The sequence below is a fragment of the Paenibacillus sp. PL91 genome, from assembly GCF_012935325.2.
Taxonomy (GTDB): domain Bacteria; phylum Bacillota; class Bacilli; order Paenibacillales; family Paenibacillaceae; genus Pristimantibacillus.
The window spans coordinates 418,385-443,217 of record NZ_JABBYG020000003.1 but is presented as its reverse complement, the minus strand read 5'-3'; the positions used below and the strand labels follow the sequence as shown (position 1 = coordinate 443,217).

Sequence of the window (24,833 nt, the reverse complement as noted above, 5' to 3'; positions counted from 1 at the left end):
CCTTATAGCATGGCGAGACGGGGGAGTGCGAAAATGATGAAATTTGCTAAATGGCTGGGGATGGCGATGTTTTTGCTTGCACTGGCAGGCTGCAGCAGTGCGAATGCAAAGACCTTTAGTTATTTTCCGAAAATAGAAGCACCAGAGCATTTGTACGTCATTCAAAAATCGTCCTTAAGCCCAGAGGAGCTAGTCTTGGTGGGGACGCTGCAAGGGGTCTTGGCGCAAGATAAACCAGAAATTTATATGACAGACGATGCGTACGATGTGTGGCTGGAAGAGCTGAGATCGAAGCATGGCGTGAGGACAGAGGAGGTAAAAGATGCTTGGACACTAATGGAGAAGTTTAAGGACCGTATTCAAGGATTTTACGTCTACGAGAAAAATTCGCCATCCGTGAACGTGGCCACCTCGCTGGCAGGGCTAAAACAAGCTGTCGCTGCCGAGAAATCGTTGTCCTCTAAACTGGAGTCGATCGGCTTTAAGCCTTTGGAGGATGTAAGCGATAAGGATGACATGTGGCTGTTCAAGCAGTATGGCGACCAATTCAATAAGGATATCATCGTGCAGCTGCATCCCGAAAGAGGGGAGCTGCGTGATTATGGCGTGGCGCTGAAAGCGATGTATATCTACGATAGCGCAAGCGATGAAGAGCTGCCCGAAATCTACAAATCGTTGAACCCTGATGCGGTTCGTCTCGGCTGGGGGAAAGGGAGCGAATCTGAGCATATTGCTCCGGCCAGCCTGCAAGGCGTTGCGACGATTCCTTCGGACTGGGCGATGAATTTGACTGCATTATCTGCTGTTAAGCCTGATAAGGCGTTCAAGCAGCCTTATCATGTCAAAGCAGAAGAGGCAGACCCGAAAGCGCATTATGTGTCGTTTGTAATGAGTGACGGGGATAATGTGCAGTGGCTGCTGAATGATTTTGTAAATAATGACAAATATTACGGAAGCAGCGAGCGTGGGGAATTCCCGATGGGCTGGCAGATGGCTCCGACACTCGCCGATTTGGCCCCAGACGCTCTATCTCGAATTTATGGGCAAGCGAAGAAGGACCATTTTGTAGTCTCGGTATCAGGAACGGGGTATTTCTTCCCCAGCGAGTATCCGGAGGAGGATCTCAAGGAAAACGTCAAACGGCTCGATGCTTATATGAAAAAAACAGATATGCAGCTCGCGGTGCTTCTCGATTGGAATAGTCCGGAGATAGCCTCCATCGAGCAATTCGCTTCGATTCCCTCGTTAAAAGGCGGTATTCTCGCATATGGAGAAAAATACGTAGGAGGAGAAGGCAAGGTCTGGTGGGTGAAGGACAAGCCGTTCGTTAGCGTAAGAGAGACACTGTGGGATGCTGATCCCGTGAAGATGGCAGAGCGCATTAACGGCTATACGACCGACCCGACTAAGGAAGAGGGCTATACGATCGTTAACGTGCATCCATGGAGTCGTTCGATGAGCGACGTGCGAAACGTAATCGACCATTTTGATGCCCATGTGAAGGTTGTGTCGCCGGAAGAGCTGTTCGCGCGTATCATTCGAGATGTGAAGACAAGGACGCCGCTGGAGGAGTAATTTTTCCTACAAATATTACCGATAGACATTATTGCTGGAGGGTTTACTATAGGGATAGAGGTGACCGTATAACAAATATATTATTAGGTATATAAATATGCGAATAGGAAGCGGTAACACGAAAATATGGTATATAAATTAAATATATTTTTGGTAAAAAGCGCTTGATTTTCGATCTATTATGATATATCATCTTATTACACCGCAAATGAGTGGTTATATAATAAGTTATACCAAATGTGGTGTGATTCATTTTAGATATGATTTGTAAGCGTTTTTTTAAAATGGTTTTCACAAAGGTGATTTCCATTCTGGTCGAGGGGGGCTGCGCGAGCTAGATTTAGGACAGCGCTATATCACATTATTTTCGCTTTATCATGCAGTGCTTTGAATACTTCTTACAGGGGGAACCTAAAAATGAACAAAAAGTTGACTTTTTTATTTGTGCTTACGCTGATTACAGCTATTCTTCTCTCAGCTTGCAGCGGCGGGAACGGTAATAACGGCAATAAAGGAGAAGACAGCCCGAATAACGGCGGCTCCTCATCATCAGGCGAAAAAGTGAAATTGACGTTGTGGTATTGGAATGGCGCTATTTCGGACTCGACAGTTGAAGAAGCAAAAACGAAGTTCCCGAATATTGAGCTGAATGCGCAAAAGCTGCCACCTGGCGGCGAATACATGACAAAGCTGAAAACTTCGCTCGCTGGCGGCGCTGGCGGACCTGATGTAACGGCAATGGACAGCTGGATTACAGAATTGATCCAGTACAGCGACAAATTTGTTAATTTGAATGACTACGGCGCGGCTGATCTGAAGGATCAGTATCTGGAATGGAAATGGAATGTGGCTTCGGCAGAAGAAGGCAAGGTTCAAATCGCCATGCCAATCGATGTTGCTCCGACAGTAATGTTCTACCGCGAGGATCTGTTCAAGCAAGCAGGCGTACCTTCAACGCCAGAAGAAATCAAAGAAAAAGTGAAGACTTGGGATGATTTCATCGCGCTATCCAAGACTGTTCATGAAAAAACAAAAGGCGGCATGGCTACGATCGTAGACATCTACCGCAACGTAATCGGTCAAATGCCGAAACGCTACTTTGATGAAACAGGCAATTTCATCGGCGAAGAAGGACATGTGAAGCAAGCTTGGGATACTGCCGTTAAAGCTTACCAATCCGGCGCAACCTTCGGCATGTCGTCGAGCTCGGAGAGCAACGCGGCGCTTAACAATGGCACGATGGCATCCCTTATCGGTCCTTCATGGATGAAGGGCGACATTATTTCCGCAGCTCCAGATACGAAAGGCAAATGGCGTATTGCTTATCCGGCGGGCGGAGTCGGCAACCAAGGCGGTTCCTTCTTCGGCGCATTGAAAACAACGAAGCACCCAGAAGAAGCGGCTGAGCTTATTAAGTTCCTGACTAATGCAGAAAACCTGAAAAAAGGGTTCGTGGAATTCGGCAACTATCCTTCTACTCCTGGCATCTATGAGGATGAAGATATGAAACAGCCGGATGAGTTCTTCGGCGGGCAGTCTGTTGGCACTGTGTTTGGAGAAGCAGCTAAGGATGTTGTAATTTCGTACTCCGATCCAAGAGACGGCAAAGTAGAAGATGCTATCATCGAGCAATTAAGCTTGGTTGATACAAACAAGAAAGATTCAGAAGCAGCATGGAATGAAGCGCTTGAAAATGTGAAGAGAGAATTGAGTCGCTAAGCTTAAACTTAGAAGGGCGATGGCTAGAAGCCTCGTCCTTCTTTCACCCATGCATCAAGAAGTTAGGAGGTTGGCAATGTGGGTACTAATGTAAGGCAAACGTGGAAAGAGGCTATGAAAAACAAGACGCTGTATTTATTTATTTCTCCGTTTTATCTTTTGTTTTTGGTGTTTGGCTTGTTCCCAATCTTGTTCTCAGCCTATCTTGCTGTTAACAAATGGGACGGAATTGGGGAACTGGAATATGTCGGACTGTCGCAGTTCGAGTTCTTGTTTAAGGATCCTAAATTTTATGAAGCGGTGAAAAACACATTCACCATTTGGGCGATGGCTAATATTCCATTATTGTGCAGCGCGCTCGTATTCGCATTTTTAATCAATTTGAGCATCGTTCGATTCAAAGATTTTTACCGGATTGCCTTTTATCTTCCGAATGTAACCGCAATGGTCGCTGTCGTTATCATTTTTCAATCCTTTTTCGGAAATCATTACGGCTTTGCAAACTACCTTTTGCAGAAAATCGGCCTGAATGAAATTGCTTGGCTGAATCACAAAATAAGCGTGCAATTCATTATTGCTACTATGATTTACTGGCGATTCCTTGGGTACAACATGATTATTTATTTGGCCGGGCTTCAGAAAATTCCGAATGATCTCTATGAAGCAGCTAAAATTGACGGAGCTACAATGTATGATACGTTTAGTAAAATTACGATTCCGATGCTTCGGCCTATCATCCTGTTCACAGTCATGATGTCGACGATCGGCGGCTTGCAAATCTTCACGGAGCCTCAAGTGCTATCAACGCTTACATCGCCTTATCCAGGCTCTGAAACGATAGTGCTCTACTTGTTCCGCGAAGCATTCAAGTATAACAATTATGGCTATGCAGCAGCAGTTTCTTGGGTAATGTTCGCCATTATAATGGTCATCTCATTCCTGAACTGGAAACTATTTAAGCCTGCCGATGATCGTTAACCCGATGATAGTAACGACTAACCTTTCGTGAGGTGCAGGAATATGCAAAAAGAAATAATCAAAAAATTGATGATTCATCTGGTCTTGATGATCGGAGTTGTTATATCCATTTTCCCGTTTTATTGGTTGTTCGTGATGTCAACGAACACAACTAGCGCCGTGTTCGCCTTTCCGCCGAAGCTCGTTGTCGGCGATCAGCTATGGGTGAATATTCGCAGTGTGCTTGATACCATCGATTTCGGCCGGGCGTTCATGAACACCGTTTTTGTCGCAGTCGTTACGACTGTCTTGCGATTGTTTTTGGAATCACTTGCCGGTTTCGCATTCGCGAAATTCAAGTTTCCCGGCAGCAAAGTACTGTTTGTAGTGCTGCTTGCGACCATGATGATTCCAGGACAGCTCTCGCTTGTTCCGCAATTCATGATTATGAAGGAGCTGGGCTGGCTAGGGGATTACAAAGCGTTGATCATACCTGGTCTCGCAGGCGCCTTCGGAATTTTCTGGATTCGTCAATTCGCTCAAGACGCGATTCATGATGAGCTTTTGGAGGCTGGACGGATCGATGGCTGCAACAATTTCAGGCTTTATTTCAGCGTCGCGCTTCCGGTTCTAAGACCGGCGCTTGCTTTTCTTGGCATCACTTCGTTCATGGCAACGTGGGAAGATTACTTATGGCCGCTAGTGGTTTTGACCGATTCTTCGAAATTTACGCTAATGGTTGCGCTCGCATCGATGAAAACAACACATACAGCGAACTATGCTATGCTTATGACTGGAACGCTACTGGCAACGCTTCCGTTGATTGTTTTTTTCCTTATCGTCAGCCGTCAATTTATTGCCGGTCTCTCTGACGGGGCGGTTAAAAGCTAATTTATTGGTATGCAAGTCTTACAGTCTCTGGTAAAATGGACATAACATTCAGATTACAATGAACAGGGTGGCGGAGTGCTGATGCAAGGTAGCAAACCCTTATATCTTCGGATTATGGAAGATTTGCAGCAGCAAATCAAAGACGGAGTGTACAGAGATAATGATAAGTTGCCGACGGAAATAGATCTTGCGAACCAGTATGGCGTTAGCCGCATTACGTCCAAGCGGGCGCTAATCGAGCTTGAGAAGCAAGGCCTTGTGTATAGGAAACGCGGGAGCGGAAGCTATGTCCGCAACCATGAAGAGACGAGTGGAATGGAGAAGGTTTCCTCTTCTTTTCGAACTCCGATCATTTCGATGATCCTTCCCTGGTCCTCAACAGGCCGGCTTGATTACATTCAAGGGGCTAATGATTACTTGGATCCAAGAGGCTATTTCTTGAGTATTCATATCTCGAACTGGAACGTAGAGAAAGAAAAAGAGCTGCTGCTCAAAATGTACAATAGCGGGCATAGCGGCATCATTCTCTACCCGTCGAGTACTTCTCATAATATCGCAACGGTAAACACGCTCTTCATGAACGACTTCCCGATCGTGCTGATTGACCAGCACTATGAGGGCGTTGAAATTAGTAATGTCGTGTCTGACAATAAAACCGGCGGCTATATGGCTGCTGACCATTTAATACGCAAAGGGCATACCCGCATCGCTTTCGTTACGGCTATCGAGGTTGATCTTCGAAGCACGATCAGAGAGCGGTTTATCGGTTATTGCTCGGCTCATAAGGATCACCGGTTGACTATTCAGAGCGATTATATCGTCCCGGAGGTTTACAAGGGGATCGCAGATGAGGACCGTATCGCAAAATTAACAGCATTGGTTGAAGAGCTAGCCGATCAAAATATTACAGCTATTCAGGCTGAGCATGATGATCTGGCGATCGACTTGCTCAAGGCATGTCAGCATGCCGGCATTTCGGTACCGGAACAAATGTCGATCATTGGATTCGATAATGAGGAAAACGTTGGATATGCACAGGTTCCCTTAACGACGGTGGCCCAAAATTACTATGAAATCGGGCAAAAAGCTGCGACCATAATCGTGGACATCATTGAAAAGAAAAATATGGATTACCGGCAAAATCTCATCCCTGTTAATTTAGTGGAAAGAGATAGCGTTAAAGAGATGGCTGAGGAAGTATAATCGTCTTATTGCATCCAAATGCATAGTGAAGCCCCTGGATACCCAGGGGCTTTTTTATATTCTCTTTCAAATGCAGATATAACATATTTCGATTTTTTCATACCAAATTCAACTATTTTTTATTAATTAGTAATATTATTTTATTTACATCAATTTGTATTAGATATATAATTGGGTATATAAAATCATGGTGTCAGGGGGCAAAAGCATGTTCTTCTTGGAAGACAAGATTAAGGCAAGATTAGATGAAATGGAGCCCTTGCGATATCGCGAAGGGGTAAAAATACCAGCGTTTCGCTTTTTGCAAGATGAGAAGGGTGAAATTGGCGCATTTCCTCCTAAAGAAGATGAAGCCTGGTCAACAATCGAGACGGGTTCCCGTTGGGAAGGCAGAGATATGTATGCTTGGCTTTCCTGTGAGGTTGATATACCTAAACAATGGAGCGGCAAAAAAATAGTTGGCAGATTCGACTTTGGCAAAACCGACGAAGGAACCAATTCGGGTTTCGAGTCGCTTCTCTTTCTTCACGGACATCCTTACCAAGGCGTAGATGCCAACCATAAGGAAGTGTTTTTGCCTGTTCAGGAAGCCGGGAATAAGCTTCGACTTACGTTCCGCTTATGGTCCGGTTTGGAGGGAGGAGGCCCTAAAACCGTTCAGGTTCACCGTCTTAAGATGGCGGAAATAAGCTGGCTTGATGAAAGCGTTGATGACTATTACTTTACGGTTAAAGCTGCATTGGAAACCGTTCTTGTACTGCCAGCCGTGCAGCCAGAAAGGCACCAGCTTCTAAAAGCTATCGACCGTTCCTTGCGCGAGATTAGTTGGCAAAACAGAGAAAGCGATGACTTTTACAGCTCAATCTCTGCAGCGCTCGCCATCTTGAAGGAGGAGCTAGGCCGGATCGAGAAGCATTCGCGTATTACGGTTACTTGCGTTGGACACACCCATATCGACGTAGCATGGTTATGGCGTCTGAAGCATACTCGCGAGAAGATCGCTCGATCGTTCTCGACCGTATTGCGGTTGATGGAGCAGTATCCGGATTACGTGTTCCTGCAAACGCAACCACAGCTATACGAGTACATCAAAACGGATTATCCCGAAATCTATGAGCGTATTCGTGAGAGAGTGGCAGAAGGCAGATGGGAAGCGGCCGGCGGCATGTGGCTTGAAGCCGATTGCAATATTCCTTCCGGAGAGTCGCTCGTTCGGCAAGTATTGTTCGGGACGCGATTCCTTCAGGACGAGTTCGGCAAGGCTTGCACGTACTTATGGCTTCCAGACGTATTTGGCTACAGCTGGGCGCTTCCGCAAATTTTGAAAAAATCGGGAATCGACCGCTTTATGACGACTAAGATCAGCTGGAATCAATTTAATCGCATTCCGCATGATACGTTTACGTGGCGTGGGATGGACGGATCGGAGATCATGGCGCATTTCATTACGACTCCGGAGCCGGGACATAGCAAAGATTCTTGGATGTACACCTACAACGGCAGATTAACGGCTTATGAGACTTATCATATTTGGGACAATTACAGGGATAAAGAATTAAATGAAGAGCTTCTCCTGTCATACGGCTATGGCGACGGGGGCGGCGGCGTGAATCGCGAGATGCTGGAAATGCGCCGTAGGCTAGATGAAATGCCGGGTCTCCCGCATGTGAAGACCGGAACGGCAGGCGATTATTTCGAACGGCTGCAAGAGACGATTGACAGCACGGAGCAATACGTTCATACCTGGGATGGCGAGCTGTACCTTGAGTATCACCGCGGGACATATACGAGCCAAGCAAAGGTTAAGCGGATGAATCGAAAGCTAGAGCTCGGCTATCGCGAGGGCGAATGGATAAGCGCATTTGCAAGCCTGCTTGAAGGAAATTGGATGAAATACCGTCAGCAGCAAATCAATGACGGCTGGAGAATCATCCTGCGCAATCAATTCCATGATATTATTCCTGGCTCTTCGATCCAAGAGGTGTATGAGGACGCTGCTGTGGAATACAGCGAAGCGCAAATGTTGATTTCGGAGGTTCGCTCGGAAGCGCTTAGCCAATTGACGGAGGTTAACCCGGATACTTATACCGTTCTGAATAGCTCGGCTTGGGAGCGGGAGGATTTGCTTGAGATTGCAAATCCAGTTGAAGGAAGCGGCGTCTGGATCGATCATGAAGGCAAGGAGCTTCCTGCTCATAAGGGTCTGGAGGGCTGGTCGGTTTTGGTGAAGGTGCCTGCTATGGGCTATACGCCTATCCGGTTCGTTCCTAAGTCCGAAGAAACATTCCAGTCAGCAAGCTTTACGTTTTCTAAGAGCGGATTAGAGACGCCATTTTATAAGTTAATATGGAACGAGCAAGGCCAGCTTATCGACATTTGGGATAAGGAGCTTCGCCGAAATGTGCTGAAGAAAGACGGCAGAGGCAATGTGCTGCGTGTATTTGAAGATAAACCACTCGCATTTGATGCTTGGGACATCGATATTTTTTACAAGGAAAAGATGCTTGAAGTTACCGAGCTGGAATCCGTTGTGCTGCTTGAAGCTGGCCCCTTGTACGCTGTCGTTCGTTTCCGCTGGACTTATAACCGTTCCTCCCTCGTTCAAGATATGAAGGTGTACAGCAGCAATCGGAGAATCGATTTTGTGACAAACGTAGATTGGCAGGAGCAAAGCCAACTGCTGAAAGCAGCCTTCGAAGTTGACGTTCGTTCGACCGAAGCCACTTATGACATTCAATACGGGAATGTTAAACGACCGACACACTGGAATACGAGCTGGGATTTGGCAAGATTCGAGGTTGTTGGACATCAATGGGCGGATCTGTCCGAGCGGGGATTCGGCGTGAGCTTGCTTAATGATTGCAAATACGGCTACGACATCAAGGACAATGTCCTCAGCCTGTCACTTATTAAATCAGCTAACTTCCCTGATCCGGAACAGGATATCGGCTTGCATCAATTCACCTATTCATTATTGCCTCATAAAGGAGATTGGTACGAAGGCGGTACGGTTGTTGAAGCGTGGAATTTGAATAATCCGCTGACCAGCCATCAGGGAACAGCACCAGGCCTGCAAAAATCGTTGTTCACATTGTCGGCTGACGGTGTAATGATCGATGCGGTCAAAAAAGCGGAAGATGGCGACAAGGTCATCATTAGGCTGCATGACTATTCAGGAAGCCGCAAAGAAGTGACAATCGGAAGCGATCTGGACATCATCTCGTGGCAGGAATGCAATCTGATGGAAAAACCTTTGGGAGAGTCCCAATTAAGCTCTTCGATTGTCACGGAGTTTACGCCTTATGAAATTAAGACATTTGCTGTCGTCTTTAAAGAAAGGAACGAGTTCTAAGATGAAGCTGACCGAACAGATGAGCCATTATGTCGAACAAATCGTAAGCAAGCTGGATAAGCACCCCGATCTCAAGGAGCTTGCTCCGATGTTTGGGCCTTGCTTTGCCAGTACATTCGAAACGACCGTAGAGCGATTAAATGATGGAACAACCTTTGTCATTACAGGCGATATTCCGGCCATGTGGCTGCGCGACTCTTCCGCACAGGTTAAGCATTATCTCCCCCTCGCAGGAGAGGACGAGACGCTGCAGCAAACGATTGAGGGCTTGATTCGCAGACAGCTGAAATATATCGGAATCGACCCTTATGCAAATGCGTTTAATGTTGAGGATAACGATAACCGTATCGATATTGATGAGACCGAACTAAATCCGTGGGTGTGGGAGCGGAAATATGAGATCGATTCCTTGTGCTATCCGATCTGGCTCAGCTACTTATATTGGAAAGAGACGGGGATAACGAGCTTGTTCGATGACTCCTTCCGAGCTGCGGTGCACCAAATTATCGATCTGTGGCGTGTGGAACAAAGGCATACCGAGCAATCGCCTTATCAATTTATTCGGCGGGATTGCCCGCCTACCGATACGCTTAGAAATAACGGAACGGGTATGCCGGTTAATTATACGGGCATGACCTGGTCGGGCTTCCGACCAAGCGATGACGCCTGCACGCACGGCTATTTGATTCCCTCCAACATGTTTGCGGCTGTCGTTCTCAAGCATGTAGAGGAAATTGCGGATTCGATTTACAAGGACCGCGAATTGCTTGAAAAAGCATCTTCTATTAGGGAAGAGATCGAATACGGAATCGAAACATACGGAGTGGTTCATCATCCGAAGTATGGCAAGATGTATGCCTATGAGACAGATGGATTCGGCAACTACAATCTGATGGACGACGCCAATGTGCCAAGCTTGCTCTCGATTCCTTATCTCGGTTACAGGTCGAAGGAGGATGCTGTCTACCAGAACACTAGACGGTTTATTCTTAGCGAAGACAATCCTTATTACTTCGAAGGCTCAGTAGCTAGAGGTATTGGAAGCCCGCATACGCCAGAATCGTATATTTGGCATATTGCTCTCAGCATGCAGGGATTAACGTCAAACGACGAGCAGGAAAAGCGGGATATTTTGGCCATGCTGTCGTCCACTCATGCAGGAACCGGATATATGCATGAAGGGTTCCATAAAGATGATCCATCAACATTTACAAGACCATGGTTTGCATGGGCGAATAGCTTATTTGCAGAATTCGTCAGCATGATAGCCGAGCAATCCTCTGAAGAATGGAAGGGATAAGATGAAAACAATTCAAATACAAGCTACTCAAAACGGGCAGCCGATCTTTAAATCTTGCTCACAGCTCATTATGGGCTCCACAAACTTTTTGCGCGCGGATGATATGGACTACATCCATGAGATGTTTGGCGCCTACCTCGCGGCAGGCGGCAACACGTTCGATACTGCGCACCAGTATGATGATTGCGAACAAAAAATAGGCAGATGGCTTGATGAGACAGGCAAACGAGCTGAGGTAAACATTATGACGAAGGGCGCGCATCCGGACGACGGCGAGCCTGGCAATCGCGTGAATGCAAAAGCGATCAACAAGGATGTCTTGGAGAGCCTGGAGCGTCTTCGCACCTCCTACATCGATCTTTACGCTCTGCACCGCGACGATCCTTCCGTCGAGGTTGGACCGATCATGGAGGCATTAAACGAGCATGTGGAAGCTGGCCGCATTCATGCTATCGGGGCATCCAACTGGAGCCACGAAAGAATTCAAGCCGCTAACGACTATGCCAAAGCGCATGGCTTAATCGGCTTTACGTTCAGCAGTCCGAATCTAAGCTTGGCGAAATGCCGCATTCCGCGTTGGCCGGGCAGCATATCCGCTGGGCGCGAGATGATCGAATGGCATCAGAATAACAATTTGCCGCTTCTGTCCTGGTCCTCGCAGGCTGGCGGATTTTTCTCGGGACGTTACTCGCCTGACAATTTGGAAGACGAAGAAATGGTAGACGTATATTATACGCCGGATAACTGGGAGCGCTACCGCCGTGCGACGGAGCTTGCAGAGAGCAAAGGTGCATCAGCTATTCAAATCGCGCTTGCTTACGTGCTGCACCAGACTTATCCGACTGCAGCGCTCATCGGACCTGAGAGACTGCCTGAATTGCAATCATCCATTCAAGGCATGAGCATGCCGCTTACAGAAAACGAGATTCAATGGCTGGATTTGGTTACAGACCGCATTTAATTTGAGAGGAGCAACAACCATGCAGCATAAATTTGCCGCTCAACTATATACACTTAGAGACGAGCTTAAGAAGGACTTTTATGAGACGCTTCGCACACTCAGCAAGATGGGCTGGAAAGCTGTACAGATCGACGGTTTGCACGGCTATCCGGCTGTCGAAATCGCGGCTGTTCTGAAGGAGACGGGGTTATCCGTAGCAGGCATGCATGTTGGCCTAGACCGGATGACGCAGGAGCTTGATGTCGTGCTTGAAGAAGCGCGGCTCTTCGGAACGACGGACTTCTTTAATCATTATTTGGAGGACGAATTGCAAAACGAGGCGGGTTACCGCCTTGCGAAGCGCCAGCTGCTTGAAATATCCGACAAAGTAAAGCCGCTCGGCTTCCGCGTTGGCTATCACCATCACGAGTTCGAGTTCGAGCTCGATGTCGATGGGAAGCCGGCACTGGACTTCGTGCTGGAGCCTGAAGGCAACCGCTTTATTTATCCGGAAATTGATACTTATTGGGTAAGCTTTGCAAACCGTGATCCGCTTGCGTACATGTCCAAATTTCCGAACAAAATACCGATATTGCATTTGAAGGATATGTCCGCAGATGAAAGCAGAACGTTCACCGAAATCGGTAACGGCGTCATTGATTTTGAGCCGATTTTGAAGTGGGGCGAGAATCATGGCGTAGAATGGTATTGCGTGGAGCAGGATTACTGCCTTGGCAGTCCGTTCGACAGCTTGGAAACGAGCTTTAACTACCTTAAAGAAATGACGGGCAAATGGAACAAGTAGACTAGCAAATAGAATGGGTGGAGTGAGCTTCTTTTCAACTCGCTCCATTTTTTCTTCTTATAAAGGTTGGCTCATTTTGAAATATAGGGAGGCCTTGAAACGGATGACTACGATTCGGCTAACGATGGCGCAAGCGCTGCTGCGATTTCTCGATAATCAGTACGTATCGATTGACGGAGTAGAGACGAAGTTCATCAAAGGCGTTATGGGAATATTCGGACATGGAAACGTCACGGGGATCGGCGAAGCTTTAGAGAGAAGCGCAGGCGATTTGGTTTATATGCAAGGGAAAAACGAGCAGGGCATGGTTCATGCCGCAGCTGCGTTCGCAAAGCAAAGCAACCGCAAGCAAATTTTTGCCTGCACCTCTTCTATCGGGCCTGGTGCTCTCAATATGATAACTGCGGCGGCAACCGCGACGGTGAACCGCATACCGGTTCTTCTGCTGCCGGGCGACAACTTTGCAAGCAGACAGCCGGACCCGGTGCTTCAGCAGCTTGAAGTGGCCAGCGACTATACGATTTCTGCTAACGAGCCGTTTAAGGCGGTAAGCAAGTACTGGGATCGCATCGTGCGTCCGGAGCAGCTTATGACAGCAGCTTCGAATGCGATACGTATACTACTAGATCCTGCAGAGACAGGAGCTGTCACGCTCGCCCTGCCGCAGGATGTTCAGGCGGAAGCGTACGATTACCCGTCTACATTTTTCGAGCGGAAGGTTCATTTTATCGATCGTAGACCGGCTTCCGCGGATGCCGTTCTACGTGCTGCTCAGCTTATCAAAAATAAAAAGAAGCCGCTGATTATCGCTGGCGGCGGGGTACTGTATGCCGAAGCGATGAAGGAGCTGGGCGCATTCGCTGAAACTTTCGGCATTCCCGTGTCGGAAACGCAGGCCGGCAAGAGCTCTTTGCCGTGGAACCACCCCTTAAACGTTGGAGCGATCGGCGTTACGGGGACATTGGCAGCCAATAAGCTGGCAAGTGAGGCGGATCTGATCATCGGTGTCGGCACCCGTTATTCTGATTTTACGACATCGTCCAAATCGGCATTCGGCAATCCGGATGTCCAATTCGTCAATTTGAACGTAAGCGGCTTTGATTCCTCCAAGCTGAACGGCGCAGCTGTCATCGCTGATGCCAAAGAAGGGCTGAAGGCGCTGCATGAGGCGCTTGAACAAATCCATTACCGCAGCAAGCATACTCCTGCAGCCATCAAGGCATTGAAGCAGGAATGGGACAGTGAGGTTGATCGGCTTTACGGAGCTGAGCATGAAGCGGGATTTGCACAAACCCGCGCGCTTGGCGTTATTCAGGAGACGATTGATCCATCCTCTGTCGTCGTATGCGCGGCGGGTAGTCTTCCGGGCGATCTCCACAGGCTGTGGAGGCCTGCCGAGCCTAAGACCTATCATATGGAATATGGCTTCTCCTGTATGGGATATGAAATCGCAGGCGCTTTTGGGGTTGCCCTTGCTGAGCCTGCTCGAGAGGTTTATGCGATCGTTGGGGATGGCAGCTACTTGATGCTTCACTCCGAACTGGTGACGAGCCTTCAAGAGGGCCGTAAAATAACGATTTTGTTGTTCGACAATCACGGCTTCCAGTGCATACACAACTTGCAGCGAGGACATGGCAGCGACGGATTCGGCAACGAGTTCCGCTATCGCTCGCAGGAGACGGGCAGACTGTCCGGTTCCTATATGCTGATTGATTTTGCAGCCCATGCCCGCAGCTTGGGAGCGAAGGCTTATAAAGCCGATAATGCGGAGCAATTAAAAGAAGCGCTGCAGCTCGCAAAGCAGGAAACGGTGACGACATTGATCGAAATTCCAGTCGTGCCGGGCACGAATACGGGTGGATATGAGTCTTGGTGGAACGTGGGTGTGCCCGAGGTATCCGTCAGCGATAAAGTTGCTCGAGCAGGCAAAGAGATGAATGCCAAAATCCAAACCGTTACCCTCCGCTAACGCCTGATCGCGGATTGTCTAAAGTCCAAAGAAAGCAGGGAGCTCACACAATGACTTATTTATCTTTTTCTCAACATAAAAAGTTTGACTTTACCGCTATCGGCAGGCTATGCATCGATTTGAATGCGAACGAAATTAACCGTCCGATGGAAGAAACGATGACGTTCACCAAGTATGTCGGCGGCTCCCCCGCCAACATCGCGATCGGGATGTCTCGCCTCGGCCGAAAAACCGCGTTTATCGGCAAAGTCGCGAACGATCAAATGGGACGCTTCATCACCGATTATTTGAACCGGGGCGGCATCGACACATCAAACGTCTTGACCGACAGCACCGGCGCGGTGACCGGTCTTGCTTTTACGGAAATAAAGAGCCCGGCCGATTGCAGCATCCTTATGTATCGAGACAACGTCGCCGATCTTAAGCTTGCGGCAGGAGAGGTAAGCGAGCAATTGATCGCCGAGTCGAAAATGCTTCTAATATCCGGGACGGCACTCGCCAAGAGCCCTTCGCGGGAAGCGGTCTTTCAAGCGCTGCACTATGCCAAAAAGCATCAGACCGTCATCGCGTTTGACCTCGATTATCGGCCTTATACATGGACGTCCAAAGAAGAAACGGCTGTCTATTACAATCTAGCCGCAGAAAAGTGCGACATCATACTGGGCACGCGCGAAGAGTTCGATATGATGGAGGCTTTCGAGCAAAATCCGGATCACAGCGATCATTTTACCGCATCCAAATGGTTCGATTACTCAGCTAAAATCGTCATCATCAAGCACGGCAAGGAAGGCTCCATCGCCTACACGGCTGATGGCACGGCGCATCGCGCGAAGAGCTTTCCGGCGAAGGTCGTCAAAACCTTCGGAGCGGGAGACTCTTACGCGGCTGGTTTTCTATATGGCATTATGGAAGGCTGGACGCTTGCGAAAAGCATGGAATTCGGAAGCGCTTCGGCCTGTATCGTCATTTCGAGCCACAGCTGCTCCGATGCGATGCCGACTTTCGCTGAGGTCCAGCAATATATCGAAGACTGCAGCAATGGCAAAATAACGATCTCATAGATACCGACAGATTTGAAAGGGGCAAACGATAATGGCGCAAGTACTGAATAACTGGATTGGCGGAGCATGGGTTCCGTCCACATCGACTACAACCGAAGAAGTATATAATCCCGCAACGGAAGAGGTGCTGGGGCTTGTTCCGCTTTCTACGCGCGAGGACGTAGATTTGGCGGTTCAAACGGCTAAGGAAGCGTTCAAAACGTGGAGCCGCACGCCGGTTCCGCGCCGTGCCCGCATTCTTTTTAAATACCAGCAGCTGCTCGTGGAGAACTGGGGAGAATTAGCGCGGCTTGTCACGCTGGAGAACGGAAAAAGCTACAACGAGGCTTACGGCGAAGTGCAGCGCGGCATTGAATGCGTCGAATTTGCGGCCGGAGCTCCTACGCTTATGATGGGCAAGCAGCTTCCGGATATCGCTTCCAATTTGGAATCCGCGATGTACCGGTATCCGATCGGAGTTGTCGTAGGGATTACACCGTTCAACTTCCCAATGATGGTGCCTTGCTGGATGTTCCCGCTTGCAATCGCTTGCGGCAACACCTTTGTGTTAAAGCCATCGGAGCGCACGCCTCTGCTCGCCAACCGCCTTGCGGAGCTGTTTAAAGAAGCTGGCCTGCCGGATGGTGTGTTCAACATCGTACATGGCGCGCATGATGTCGTTAATGGGATGCTTGAGCATAAGGACGTCATTGCGATTTCCTTCGTCGGCTCGCAGCCTGTAGCGGAGTATGTCTACAAAACCGGAACCGCTCATGGCAAACGCGTTCAAGCGCTTGCTGGCGCCAAAAACCATTCTATCGTCATGCCGGATGCTGACATGGATGTAACGGTCAAAGAAATTATTAACGCCGCTTTCGGCTCCGCGGGCGAACGCTGCATGGCGTGCTCCGTCGTAGTAGCCGTCGGCGAGGTAGGCGATACGCTCGTCAGCAAACTGATGGAAGCGGCAGACCGCATCACGATCGGCAACGGTGCGGAGGATGGTATTTTCTTAGGTCCGGTCATTCGGGGTCCTCATAAGGAGCGTACCCTTAAGTATATCGAGATCGGAGAGAACGAGGGCGCGATTCTTCTGCGAGACGGACGCAAAGATGCGGCATGCGAGGGCAAAGGCTACTTCGTCGGTCCGACGATTTTTGATAACGTTAAAGGCGGAATGAAAATTTGGGAGGACGAGATTTTTGCTCCCGTGCTCTCTATTGTGAGAGTGGATACGCTTGAAGAAGCGATTGAGCTTTCTAACGCATCGGATTTTGCAAACGGCGCATGCCTGTTCACGAAAAGCGGAGGTTATGTGCGTCAATTCCGCGAGACGATTGAAGCCGGCATGCTGGGCGTTAACCTTGGCGTTCCTGCTCCGATGGCATTCTTCCCATTCTCCGGCTGGAAAAAGTCGTTTTACGGCGACCTTCATGCCAACGGCACCGACGGCGTTGAGTTCTATACGCGCAAAAAAATGTTGACGACTCGTTGGTAGGAGGCGGAGACTGCTTCGCAGCTCCGGCAGGCAAAGCTTAAAGGAGGAAAGATATGATGTCCAAACTAATCGTAGCTCCATCGGCTGAACCGGATCGCGAAGGAAGCGTCATGCGAATTACGCCGGAATCGGCCAGTTGGCAATATGTCGGCTTTGAAGTGATCCGTCTCTCGAAAGGGCAAGACTTACACCGGGAAACGGCGGATAAAGAAGTATGTCTCGTGCTGCTTAGCGGAAAAGCAGATGTCATAACCGCCGAGCAGGAATGGCGGGAAATTGGCGAGCGGATGAATGTTTTCGAGCAAATCCCTCCTTATTCCGTGTATGTCCCAAGCGGAGATAGCTATCGTATTCATGCGCTCACCGAGCTTGAAGTGGCCGTATGCTCCGCACCAGGGTACGGAAGCCACAAGGCGAGGCTGATTGCGCCTGCACAGGTCGGTACCGAAACGCGCGGCTATGGAAACATCGAGCGGCGCATTCATAATATTTTACCAGAGCAGGAGCCTGCGGACAGTTTGCTCGTTGTCGAGGTGTTTACGCCGAACGGCCATTGGTCGAGCTACCCGCCGCATAAGCACGATCAAGATAATCTTCCTGCGGAGTCGCTTCTTGAGGAAACCTATTATTTCCGGATACAGCCGGAGCAGGGGTTTGCTATGCAGCGGGTCTATACCGACGACCGCTCGCTCGACGAAACGCTGGTTGTGAAGAACGGGCAAGCTGTAATGGTTCCGCGCGGCTATCACCCCGTATCCGCGCCTCCGGGCTATGATTGTTATTATTTGAATGTCATGGCTGGCCCGACCCGCATCTGGAAGTTTCATAACGACAAGGACCATGAATGGATCATGACGAAACCTTAAGATGACAGCATGCGAGGTCTCGGATTATGAGTATCGGAGAAGCTTGCCCAGCAAGCATTGCTTTAGCATCAAGTAATTTGACCGCTCAAGCTCATTGGAGGGAATACGTATGGCTGCAGGTTTGAAATTTCGTCAAGACGGCACTTTTAATATTTTACAGTTTACGGATATGCATCTTGGAGACGGCAAAGAGGAAGAGCGGGAGGATGACGAGCGAACGACAGCTTTGGTTCGCAGCATGATTGCAGCGCAAAAGCCTGATCTCGTCGTGTTAACGGGCGATATGATTTGGAGCAACGGCGTTGCCGATCCAAAGGCATCCTTTCGCAGAGCTATTGCTCCCGTTGTTGAATCCGGAGTTCCCTGGGCTGCCGTGTTCGGCAACCACGATGCTGAAGGTGAAGTATCGAGAGAGGAGCTTCTGGCTATTCAGCAAGAGGATGATAATTGCCTTACTGAGGCTGGACCCGAGGACATCAATGGGATAGGCAATTTTATGTTAAAAGTCATGAGCGCGAGTGGAACCGAGGATAAGGCAGCGCTTTATTTCTTCGACTCCGGCATCAATGCTCCGGAACCGATTGGCGGCTATGCTTGGATTCACCCGGATCAAATCGGGTGGTATACAGAGCAATCGAAGAAGCTTACCGCTCAAAACGGCGGTCCGCTTCCATCGCTGGCTTTTTTCCATATTCCGATTCCGGAATACGATGCGGCGTGGAACGGGGAGCAGGTGACGGGCACCCGTGAGGAAAATGTGGAGTGTCCAAAGGTAAACACAGGCTTGTTCGGGGCGATGGTACAGTCAGGCGATGTGGTTGGCACTTTTGTCGGCCATGACCATGACAATGATTATTGCGGCACTTTGCACGGAATCCGTCTTTGTTACGGCCGGGCAACCGGATATAATTGCTATGGAAAGCTGCCAAAGGGCGCCAGAGTCATTCGACTTGAGGAAGGAAAACGGGCTTTCGATACGTGGATCGTTCAGGCTGATCAAGTGGATATGAGCAACCATGAAGAATAAGAGGTGCATCTTATGAAGAAAAGATTTAAACCGATTGGATTTAGGCAGGTTCATCTTGATTTTCATACATCAGAGCATATTACGGGCGTAGGCAGAGACTTTGACGAGGGGCAGTTCATTGCCAGCTTGAAGCAGGCGAAAATTGATACGTTGAACGTTTTTGCGATGTGCCATCACGGCTGGAGCTACTATGACACGGCTGTCGGCAAGCCGCATCCGCATTTGGAAACGAATTTGCTGCCAAGAATGCTGGAGGCATGCAAGCAGAACGACATTGAAGCGCCGATTTATATTACGGTCGGATTTAATGAGCTTGCCGCAAGAGAGCATCCCGAATGGGTAGTAGTGAAGGAGGATGGCGACCCATACGGCCCGCCGAAAGCGACTAAGGAGACAAGTCTTCCTACCGGCTGGGATGGCTGGCATATGCTTTGTCTAAATTCTCCCTACCTTCAATATATACTGGACTACACTCGCGAGGTCATGGAGCGGTTCCAGCCTGTCGGCATTTTCTACGATATCGTAGGCGAATATCCTTGCTTATGCGCAAGCTGCCGCAGCAGCCTGAAGGAGCAGGGGCTTGATGAGAACAATCCAGAGCATCGCATGCAGCTTGCCAAACAGACTTATTTGAACTATTTGAAGGCGACATCGGAATTGATCTGGTCGATCAACCCGGTGACCCGTCTTTATCATAACTGCACGACGGAGAGAATGGGCGATAAGCAATATCATGAATATTATTCGCATTATGATATCGAATCGCTGCCTACCGGCGGGTGGGGGTACGATTATTTCACAAGCATGGTCCGGTATATTCGCAAGCAGGACTTTCAATTTCTCGGCATGACCGGGAAGTTCCACAAGTCGTGGGGAGAGTTCGGAGGCTTCAAAAGCCCGGCTGCGCTGCGTTATGAGTGCCAGCAGATGATTTCCTTCGGGGCCCGAATTTGCGTCGGCGATCAGCTTCACCCGAGCGGACGCATGGATGAAGAAACGTACCGGATTATTGGGGAAGCGTTTGAGGATGTCGAAGCGAAGGAGGAATGGTGCCGCGATACCGAGAGCATCGCTGAAATCGCCATTCTTTCAGCTAACGCGCTTAATGGAGCGGAGGACAGCAGAACGAGCGATATGGGTGCTTACATGATGCTGGAGGAAGGCCATTACTTATTCGATATGATCGACGATCTAGCTGATTTCTCCGCTTACCGCATTTTGATTTTGCCTGATCAGATTCGTCTGAATGATGCGTTGCAGCAAAAGCTGGAGCGCTATGCCGAAGGCGGAGGAAAAATCATTCTAAGTGCGCAGAGCGGTCTTAGGGCGGATCGTGATGAATTCGCGCTTGCCGTAGGCGCGGAGTTCCAAGGGAAATCCGAGTGGGAGCTCGATTATACTTTAGTGTCGAAGCAGCTTGGGGATCGGCTTGTATCCTCGCCATTTATTAACTATGAGTCAGGTTACCGAGTTGCAGTAGGTGGGGCTGAGGTGCTGGCGAACTCTTACAGACCTTACTTTAACCGGACCTACGGACATTTCTGCTCCCATCTTCATGCACCTGCTGCGGAAGAAGCGGGCTATCCGGCAGTCATTCAGCATGAAAATATCGTCTATATCGCACAGCCTTTGTTCCGTTTATATCGGAATCATGGCATGCAGCTGTACAAAGATTTGCTTTTGAACATCATCAAGCAATTGCTGCCGGAGCCAATCTTGACAACAAGCCTGCCTTCCGCTGGAAAAGTGAACTTGACGAGGCTTGCGGGCGAATCGGATTATGTGCTGCATTTGCTGTACGCGGTCCCTATTCTACGCGGCGACACGCAGGTTATCGAGGATGTGCCGGCTTTAAGTGACATCTCAATTCGGGTCAAGCTGGACAAGGCTGTAAAGGGAGTGCGGCTGCTGCCGGAAATGGCTGATGTTCCTTTTGTGCAAGACGAGGAAGGCTATACGAGCATCTCGGTTAATCTCCATAGCCACCGGATGGTTCAGTTTAAAGTTTAATATTTATGGCTGAGGCTGTGAAAGTCTCAGGCATGATGCATAGGGGTGGTCTCGAAAGGTTATGAACCTTGAGACCGCTCTTTTTTCAGGCCTTTGCAGCACAGTCAAATAGCAATGCGCGTTGCCTAGATTCAGCGTTTAGCGAGTAGCCCCGCCGATTATTTGAAGCCGGACGCTTCTAATGTAGATAGAGCTAGAAGCTAGCTCTATTTTATAGCAAACTGGCCTCAATCATAGAAATAAGTCTACAAAATAGACCTAATGCAGTGCGTACCCCCGCCAACTGGCGTTTACCGCACCCTTTCTAAGAAAATAGAGCTAGAATGTAGATCTATTTTTAGCGAAGTAGCTGCTTTTCCAGAAATAAGTCTACAAAATAGACCTAATGCAGTACGTACCCCGCCAACTGGCGTTTACCGCACCTATTCTAAGAAAATAGAGCTAGATTGTAGATCTAAATCTTGCAAACTGGCCGCTTTTCAAGAAATAAGTCTAGAAAATAGACGTATTGCAGCTCGTGTCGCATATGAGCTTTAGCTGCATCTTTTGAGCATGTCCAAAGTTTGCTCGAGAAAGCATCTGCTGAGCTAAAAAGGACGGAGCGGCTAAATCACGCTGCTCCGTCCTTTTTTCTTACTGTTAGTCTTCGCTGAACACTGGCTTTATAACAAGCTCGAAGCGGAATTGCTTCTCATTCAGACGGTACTGATCCAGCAGCTCGGGTCCGCAGGAATTTGATCCGACGCCGCTCATTTTGTAATCAAGATGAACGATGGTTTCCTTCCGCCGCTTCAATTCATGATTGTGCGCAGCGTTTGTAAGGTCAAGCGGCGTATAGTGCGACGCGTTGAATGAGAACGGCTCAGGCGAGGTGAATTTCAAGCCCATTCCTTGCTCGCTTGATATGACCGCCCAATTGGTGCCGTAACGCGAGCCATTCTCCTGCGGCATGATGTAAGGCTCAAACATTCCGTCAACCGTCGTAAGGTATTTGCCTTTTCGAACGCTTTGGCGTTTATCGACATAGCTCTCGTGCGGTCCGTAGCCGAAGTATTCGACCTGCTCATTTCCATTTGGCATAATCAGCTGCAATCCGAAGCGCGGCAAGTAAGCTGCCGATTCCCTTACCTTCACTTGGACATCGAGCTTGATTTCGCCGGATGCGTCAACTTGCCAGAGTGCTTCGCCGTGCAGGATCGGATATTGCGTATAGCCGCCCAAGGAAAATGCCATTCGAACCTCCAGCGTTGATTGGCTTAACAGTGACCATTCGCAGCTGTAGACCTTCATAACTGCTCGGTCGTATCCAAGCTCCTCCCATTGCTTGCGGATATGCATATCGTTGTCGATTGGCGCCCGCCAAATGTTGAAGCGCATCGGCTGCTCCAGCATCGCGATGCCGCTCCGGGTTATTTGCTCAAACGTCCCGCGGTCCAGATTAAAGGCGTAACGGAAATCAAACCCTTCTATCGTCAGCGTTCGATCATTTTCAGCAACCTTTAGGGAGAGCGATGAAGGATAAGTAGGGTTAGCAGGCACGGCGGATGGACAAGGCTCAAGCAGGGTGAACTGCGTGAACGCAACCTCATAGCCCATCTCCGCCCATGATGTTTCCCGGTTCATCCAGCAGGACAAGGTGAGTGTATAGCAGCTATCCTGTGTTTTGGGCCATGCATAAGGCAGCGTTACGAGCTGATGCTCATGCGCAGAGGCATCGAGCTGCCAGATTTGGCCTTGTTCGATTGTTATTCCATCCTTCTCTACCTTCCAGTGCAAGCCGATATGGGACAGGTCGATAAAATCATGCAAATTGGTGATCTTTAGCTTGCCGCCTGATAATTCAACCGCTTCGATATGAATCGGTGCCATAACCTGCTTCAGCTCAAGCAGCCCGGTATGCGGCCTGCGATCCGGGTAAACGAGTCCGTCGATGCAGAAGTTGCCGTCATTCGGCTTGTCTCCAAAATCGCCTCCGTAAGCAAAGAACGGTTGGCCTTCTTTCGTCTCGGTCGCGATGCCATGGTCGCACCATTCCCAGACGCAGCCGCCCATAAGCTTCGGATACCGGTGGATGATGTCCCAATAGTCCTTCAAATCGCCGGGGCCATTGCCCATGGCATGGCTGTATTCACATAGGAACAGAGGCTTTTTGTTCGACTCCTCTTTGGCGTATTCCTCAATAAACTGGACGGACGAGTACATGCGGCTCTCTACGTCGAGTGATTCTATGTTCTCATGCCCTCCGTAATGCGGAGCCGCACTTTCGTAATGCACGAGCCTTGAGTGATCTCTTTGCTGAATCCATTCCGCCATTGCGATATGGTTTATCCCATATCCGGATTCATTCCCGAGCGACCACATGACGATGCAAGGCTGGTTTTTGTCTCTTTCCACCATGCGGGATGCCCGCTCGACGTAAGCTTCCTTCCATTTCGGATCGGTGGCCAGCCGATGCGAAGACCCGTCTGCCCCGTCGTCAGGGACACCCATGCCATGGGTTTCCAAGTCCGCCTCATCCACGACGTAAAATCCATACTCGTTGCACAGCTCATAAAAACGAGCGTCGTTCGGGTAATGGGAAGTACGGATGGTGTTCACATTATGGCGTTTCATCAGCTTCAAATCTTGAATCATATGGTGAACGGGAATCGTCTGTCCTAGCTCAGGATGAGAATCATGACGGTTGACGCCGCGCAGCTTGACAGCTTGTCCATTGATTTGGAATACGCCGTCAATAATTTCGACCTTGCGGAAGCCTACTTGGAATTTAATGATCTCTTCACCGGCATACAAATAAAGCTCGTAGAGGTAAGGCGCCTCCGCATTCCAAAGTATTGGCTTCTGTATATCCAGCGTGATTATGCCTTGGTTCTCAATTACGGCTTGTGCGGCCGCGATAAGCTGATGAGCGGAATCACGCAGCTCGGCTTTCACTTCCAGAGCTCCCGTTGTTTCGATTTCTGTTTGCAGAGAAGCCTGCTCGAAACCGTCTGCGAATATCGTTTTATTAAAAACATCACGAATATGCGTCTCGTCGCGGCCTAGCAAATAAACGTCACGGAAGATGCCGGAAAAGCGCCACGCATCCTGATCCTCCAGATATGTTCCATCGCACCACTTCAATACCATAACGGCAATGCGGTTTTGCCCTGGGCGAAGATAAGGGGAGATGAGAAATTCCGCAGGCATGCGGCTGCCTTGGCTGTATCCGGCAAATATACCGTTCACCCAAAGGTAGAAGCAGGAGTTGACGCCCTCAAATACGGCATATTTCTCTTTGCCCGCCCAGTTGTCCGGCAAATGGAAGTCTCTGACGTACAGACCGGCGGGATTGTCATCCGGCACAAATGGCGGGTCACAAGGTATAGGATAATTAATGTTTGTATATTGCAGCTGGTCGTACCCGTTTGTCTGCCAACAGGATGGCACAATCAAATCATCCCAAGCGCTAACATCGGTTTCAGCTTCATAGAAAGCATTGTTTACTTGCAAGACGCTTGGGTAATAGTTGAACTTCCAGCTCCCGTTAAGCGACTCATAATAGGGGGAGCGCCCTCTTTGATGCTCTTTGGCCGCAGCAGTATCGGCATATGGAATATAGTAAGCGCGCGGAGCCTCGCGGTTCACATGCAGCTTCTCGGGATCCTCCCAATATTTATCAATCATAATCATCTGACACTC

At 49.1% G+C, this 24,833-nt stretch carries 16 protein-coding genes; 15 read left to right on the top strand and 1 reads right to left on the bottom strand.

Annotated features, from left to right (window positions below; translation table 11 throughout):
* Positions 1 to 33 precede the first annotated feature (33 nt).
* The 15 genes from HI950_RS10675 to HI950_RS10605 all read left to right on the top strand — a co-directional run bounded on the left by HI950_RS10675 (position 34) and on the right by HI950_RS10605 (position 21,152).
* A complete protein-coding gene (locus HI950_RS10675; RefSeq protein WP_169083651.1) occupies positions 34 to 1,575 on the top strand; it encodes a GxGYxYP domain-containing protein in 1,542 nt (513 codons plus the stop codon).
* Between the two features lie 417 nt (positions 1,576 to 1,992).
* Positions 1,993 to 3,294 (top strand): ABC transporter substrate-binding protein, encoded by a 1,302-nt coding sequence (locus tag HI950_RS10670; protein WP_169083652.1) that lies wholly within the window; start codon positions 1,993 to 1,995, stop codon positions 3,292 to 3,294.
* Positions 3,295 to 3,372: 78 nt separating this feature from the next.
* Positions 3,373 to 4,272: a carbohydrate ABC transporter permease gene (locus tag HI950_RS10665; protein ID WP_317618329.1), complete on the top strand. Its 900-nt coding sequence runs from the start codon at positions 3,373 to 3,375 to the stop codon at positions 4,270 to 4,272.
* Positions 4,273 to 4,314: 42 nt separating this feature from the next.
* Positions 4,315 to 5,142, top strand: a complete 828-nt coding sequence (locus HI950_RS10660; RefSeq protein ID WP_169083653.1) for a carbohydrate ABC transporter permease — start codon at positions 4,315 to 4,317, stop codon at positions 5,140 to 5,142.
* 81 nt (positions 5,143 to 5,223) lie between these two features.
* Positions 5,224 to 6,345: a GntR family transcriptional regulator gene (locus HI950_RS10655; protein WP_169083654.1), complete on the top strand. Its 1,122-nt coding sequence runs from the start codon at positions 5,224 to 5,226 to the stop codon at positions 6,343 to 6,345.
* Between the two features lie 208 nt (positions 6,346 to 6,553).
* Complete coding sequence (locus HI950_RS10650) at positions 6,554 to 9,697, top strand: alpha-mannosidase (protein WP_169083655.1); 3,144 nt, start codon at positions 6,554 to 6,556, stop codon at positions 9,695 to 9,697.
* The gene (locus HI950_RS10645; RefSeq protein WP_411268083.1) at positions 9,648 to 10,997 is read left to right on the top strand and encodes a glycoside hydrolase family 125 protein; all 1,350 of its coding nucleotides are present in this window, start codon (positions 9,648 to 9,650) and stop codon (positions 10,995 to 10,997) included. The genes HI950_RS10650 and HI950_RS10645 overlap by 50 nt, the downstream gene beginning before the upstream one ends.
* 1 nt (position 10,998) lies before the next feature.
* A complete protein-coding gene (locus tag HI950_RS10640) occupies positions 10,999 to 11,958 on the top strand; it encodes an aldo/keto reductase (RefSeq protein WP_169083656.1) in 960 nt (319 codons plus the stop codon).
* A 19-nt stretch (positions 11,959 to 11,977) separates the two neighbouring features.
* Complete coding sequence (locus HI950_RS10635; protein ID WP_169083657.1) at positions 11,978 to 12,742, top strand: sugar phosphate isomerase/epimerase family protein; 765 nt, start codon at positions 11,978 to 11,980, stop codon at positions 12,740 to 12,742.
* A 103-nt stretch (positions 12,743 to 12,845) separates the two neighbouring features.
* Positions 12,846 to 14,711 carry a 3D-(3,5/4)-trihydroxycyclohexane-1,2-dione acylhydrolase (decyclizing) gene (gene iolD, locus HI950_RS10630; protein WP_169083658.1) on the top strand — a complete coding sequence of 622 codons (1,866 nt, stop codon included), beginning with the start codon at positions 12,846 to 12,848 and terminating at the stop codon, positions 14,709 to 14,711.
* Between the two features lie 50 nt (positions 14,712 to 14,761).
* Positions 14,762 to 15,772: a 5-dehydro-2-deoxygluconokinase gene (gene iolC, locus HI950_RS10625; protein ID WP_169083659.1), complete on the top strand. Its 1,011-nt coding sequence runs from the start codon at positions 14,762 to 14,764 to the stop codon at positions 15,770 to 15,772.
* A gap of 31 nt (positions 15,773 to 15,803) precedes the next feature.
* Positions 15,804 to 17,249: a CoA-acylating methylmalonate-semialdehyde dehydrogenase gene (locus tag HI950_RS10620; protein ID WP_169083660.1), complete on the top strand. Its 1,446-nt coding sequence runs from the start codon at positions 15,804 to 15,806 to the stop codon at positions 17,247 to 17,249.
* 56 nt (positions 17,250 to 17,305) lie between these two features.
* Positions 17,306 to 18,115: a 5-deoxy-glucuronate isomerase gene (iolB, locus tag HI950_RS10615; protein ID WP_169084009.1), complete on the top strand. Its 810-nt coding sequence runs from the start codon at positions 17,306 to 17,308 to the stop codon at positions 18,113 to 18,115.
* A 109-nt stretch (positions 18,116 to 18,224) separates the two neighbouring features.
* Complete coding sequence (locus HI950_RS10610) at positions 18,225 to 19,142, top strand: metallophosphoesterase family protein (RefSeq protein ID WP_169083661.1); 918 nt, start codon at positions 18,225 to 18,227, stop codon at positions 19,140 to 19,142.
* 12 nt (positions 19,143 to 19,154) lie between these two features.
* On the top strand, positions 19,155 to 21,152 hold the full coding sequence (locus tag HI950_RS10605; protein WP_169083662.1) for a beta-galactosidase trimerization domain-containing protein: 1,998 nt from the start codon (positions 19,155 to 19,157) through the stop codon (positions 21,150 to 21,152).
* 639 nt (positions 21,153 to 21,791) lie between these two features.
* On the opposite strand, the gene HI950_RS10600 is transcribed toward HI950_RS10605, so the two are convergent.
* Positions 21,792 to 24,824 (bottom strand): glycoside hydrolase family 2 TIM barrel-domain containing protein, encoded by a 3,033-nt coding sequence (locus HI950_RS10600; protein WP_169083663.1) that lies wholly within the window; start codon positions 24,822 to 24,824, stop codon positions 21,792 to 21,794.
* Positions 24,825 to 24,833 lie beyond the last annotated feature (9 nt).

What these genes read in the sequence shown, in the direction of transcription:
- HI950_RS10675 (WP_169083651.1), top strand. Translation starts at nt 34, where the DNA reads ATGATGAAATTTGCTAAATGGCTGGGGATGGCGATGTTTTTGCTTGCA.
- HI950_RS10670 (WP_169083652.1), top strand. Translation starts at nt 1,993, where the DNA reads ATGAACAAAAAGTTGACTTTTTTATTTGTGCTTACGCTGATTACAGCT.
- HI950_RS10660 (WP_169083653.1), top strand. Translation starts at nt 4,315, where the DNA reads ATGCAAAAAGAAATAATCAAAAAATTGATGATTCATCTGGTCTTGATG.
- HI950_RS10655 (WP_169083654.1), top strand. Translation starts at nt 5,224, where the DNA reads ATGCAAGGTAGCAAACCCTTATATCTTCGGATTATGGAAGATTTGCAG.
- HI950_RS10650 (WP_169083655.1), top strand. Translation starts at nt 6,554, where the DNA reads ATGTTCTTCTTGGAAGACAAGATTAAGGCAAGATTAGATGAAATGGAG.
- HI950_RS10645 (WP_411268083.1), top strand. Translation starts at nt 9,648, where the DNA reads ATGAAATTAAGACATTTGCTGTCGTCTTTAAAGAAAGGAACGAGTTCT.
- HI950_RS10640 (WP_169083656.1), top strand. Translation starts at nt 10,999, where the DNA reads ATGAAAACAATTCAAATACAAGCTACTCAAAACGGGCAGCCGATCTTT.
- HI950_RS10635 (WP_169083657.1), top strand. Translation starts at nt 11,978, where the DNA reads ATGCAGCATAAATTTGCCGCTCAACTATATACACTTAGAGACGAGCTT.
- iolD (WP_169083658.1), top strand. Translation starts at nt 12,846, where the DNA reads ATGACTACGATTCGGCTAACGATGGCGCAAGCGCTGCTGCGATTTCTC.
- iolC (WP_169083659.1), top strand. Translation starts at nt 14,762, where the DNA reads ATGACTTATTTATCTTTTTCTCAACATAAAAAGTTTGACTTTACCGCT.
- HI950_RS10620 (WP_169083660.1), top strand. Translation starts at nt 15,804, where the DNA reads ATGGCGCAAGTACTGAATAACTGGATTGGCGGAGCATGGGTTCCGTCC.
- iolB (WP_169084009.1), top strand. Translation starts at nt 17,306, where the DNA reads ATGTCCAAACTAATCGTAGCTCCATCGGCTGAACCGGATCGCGAAGGA.
- HI950_RS10610 (WP_169083661.1), top strand. Translation starts at nt 18,225, where the DNA reads ATGGCTGCAGGTTTGAAATTTCGTCAAGACGGCACTTTTAATATTTTA.
- HI950_RS10605 (WP_169083662.1), top strand. Translation starts at nt 19,155, where the DNA reads ATGAAGAAAAGATTTAAACCGATTGGATTTAGGCAGGTTCATCTTGAT.
- HI950_RS10600 (WP_169083663.1), bottom strand. Translation starts at nt 24,824, where the DNA reads ATGATTATGATTGATAAATATTGGGAGGATCCCGAGAAGCTGCATGTG.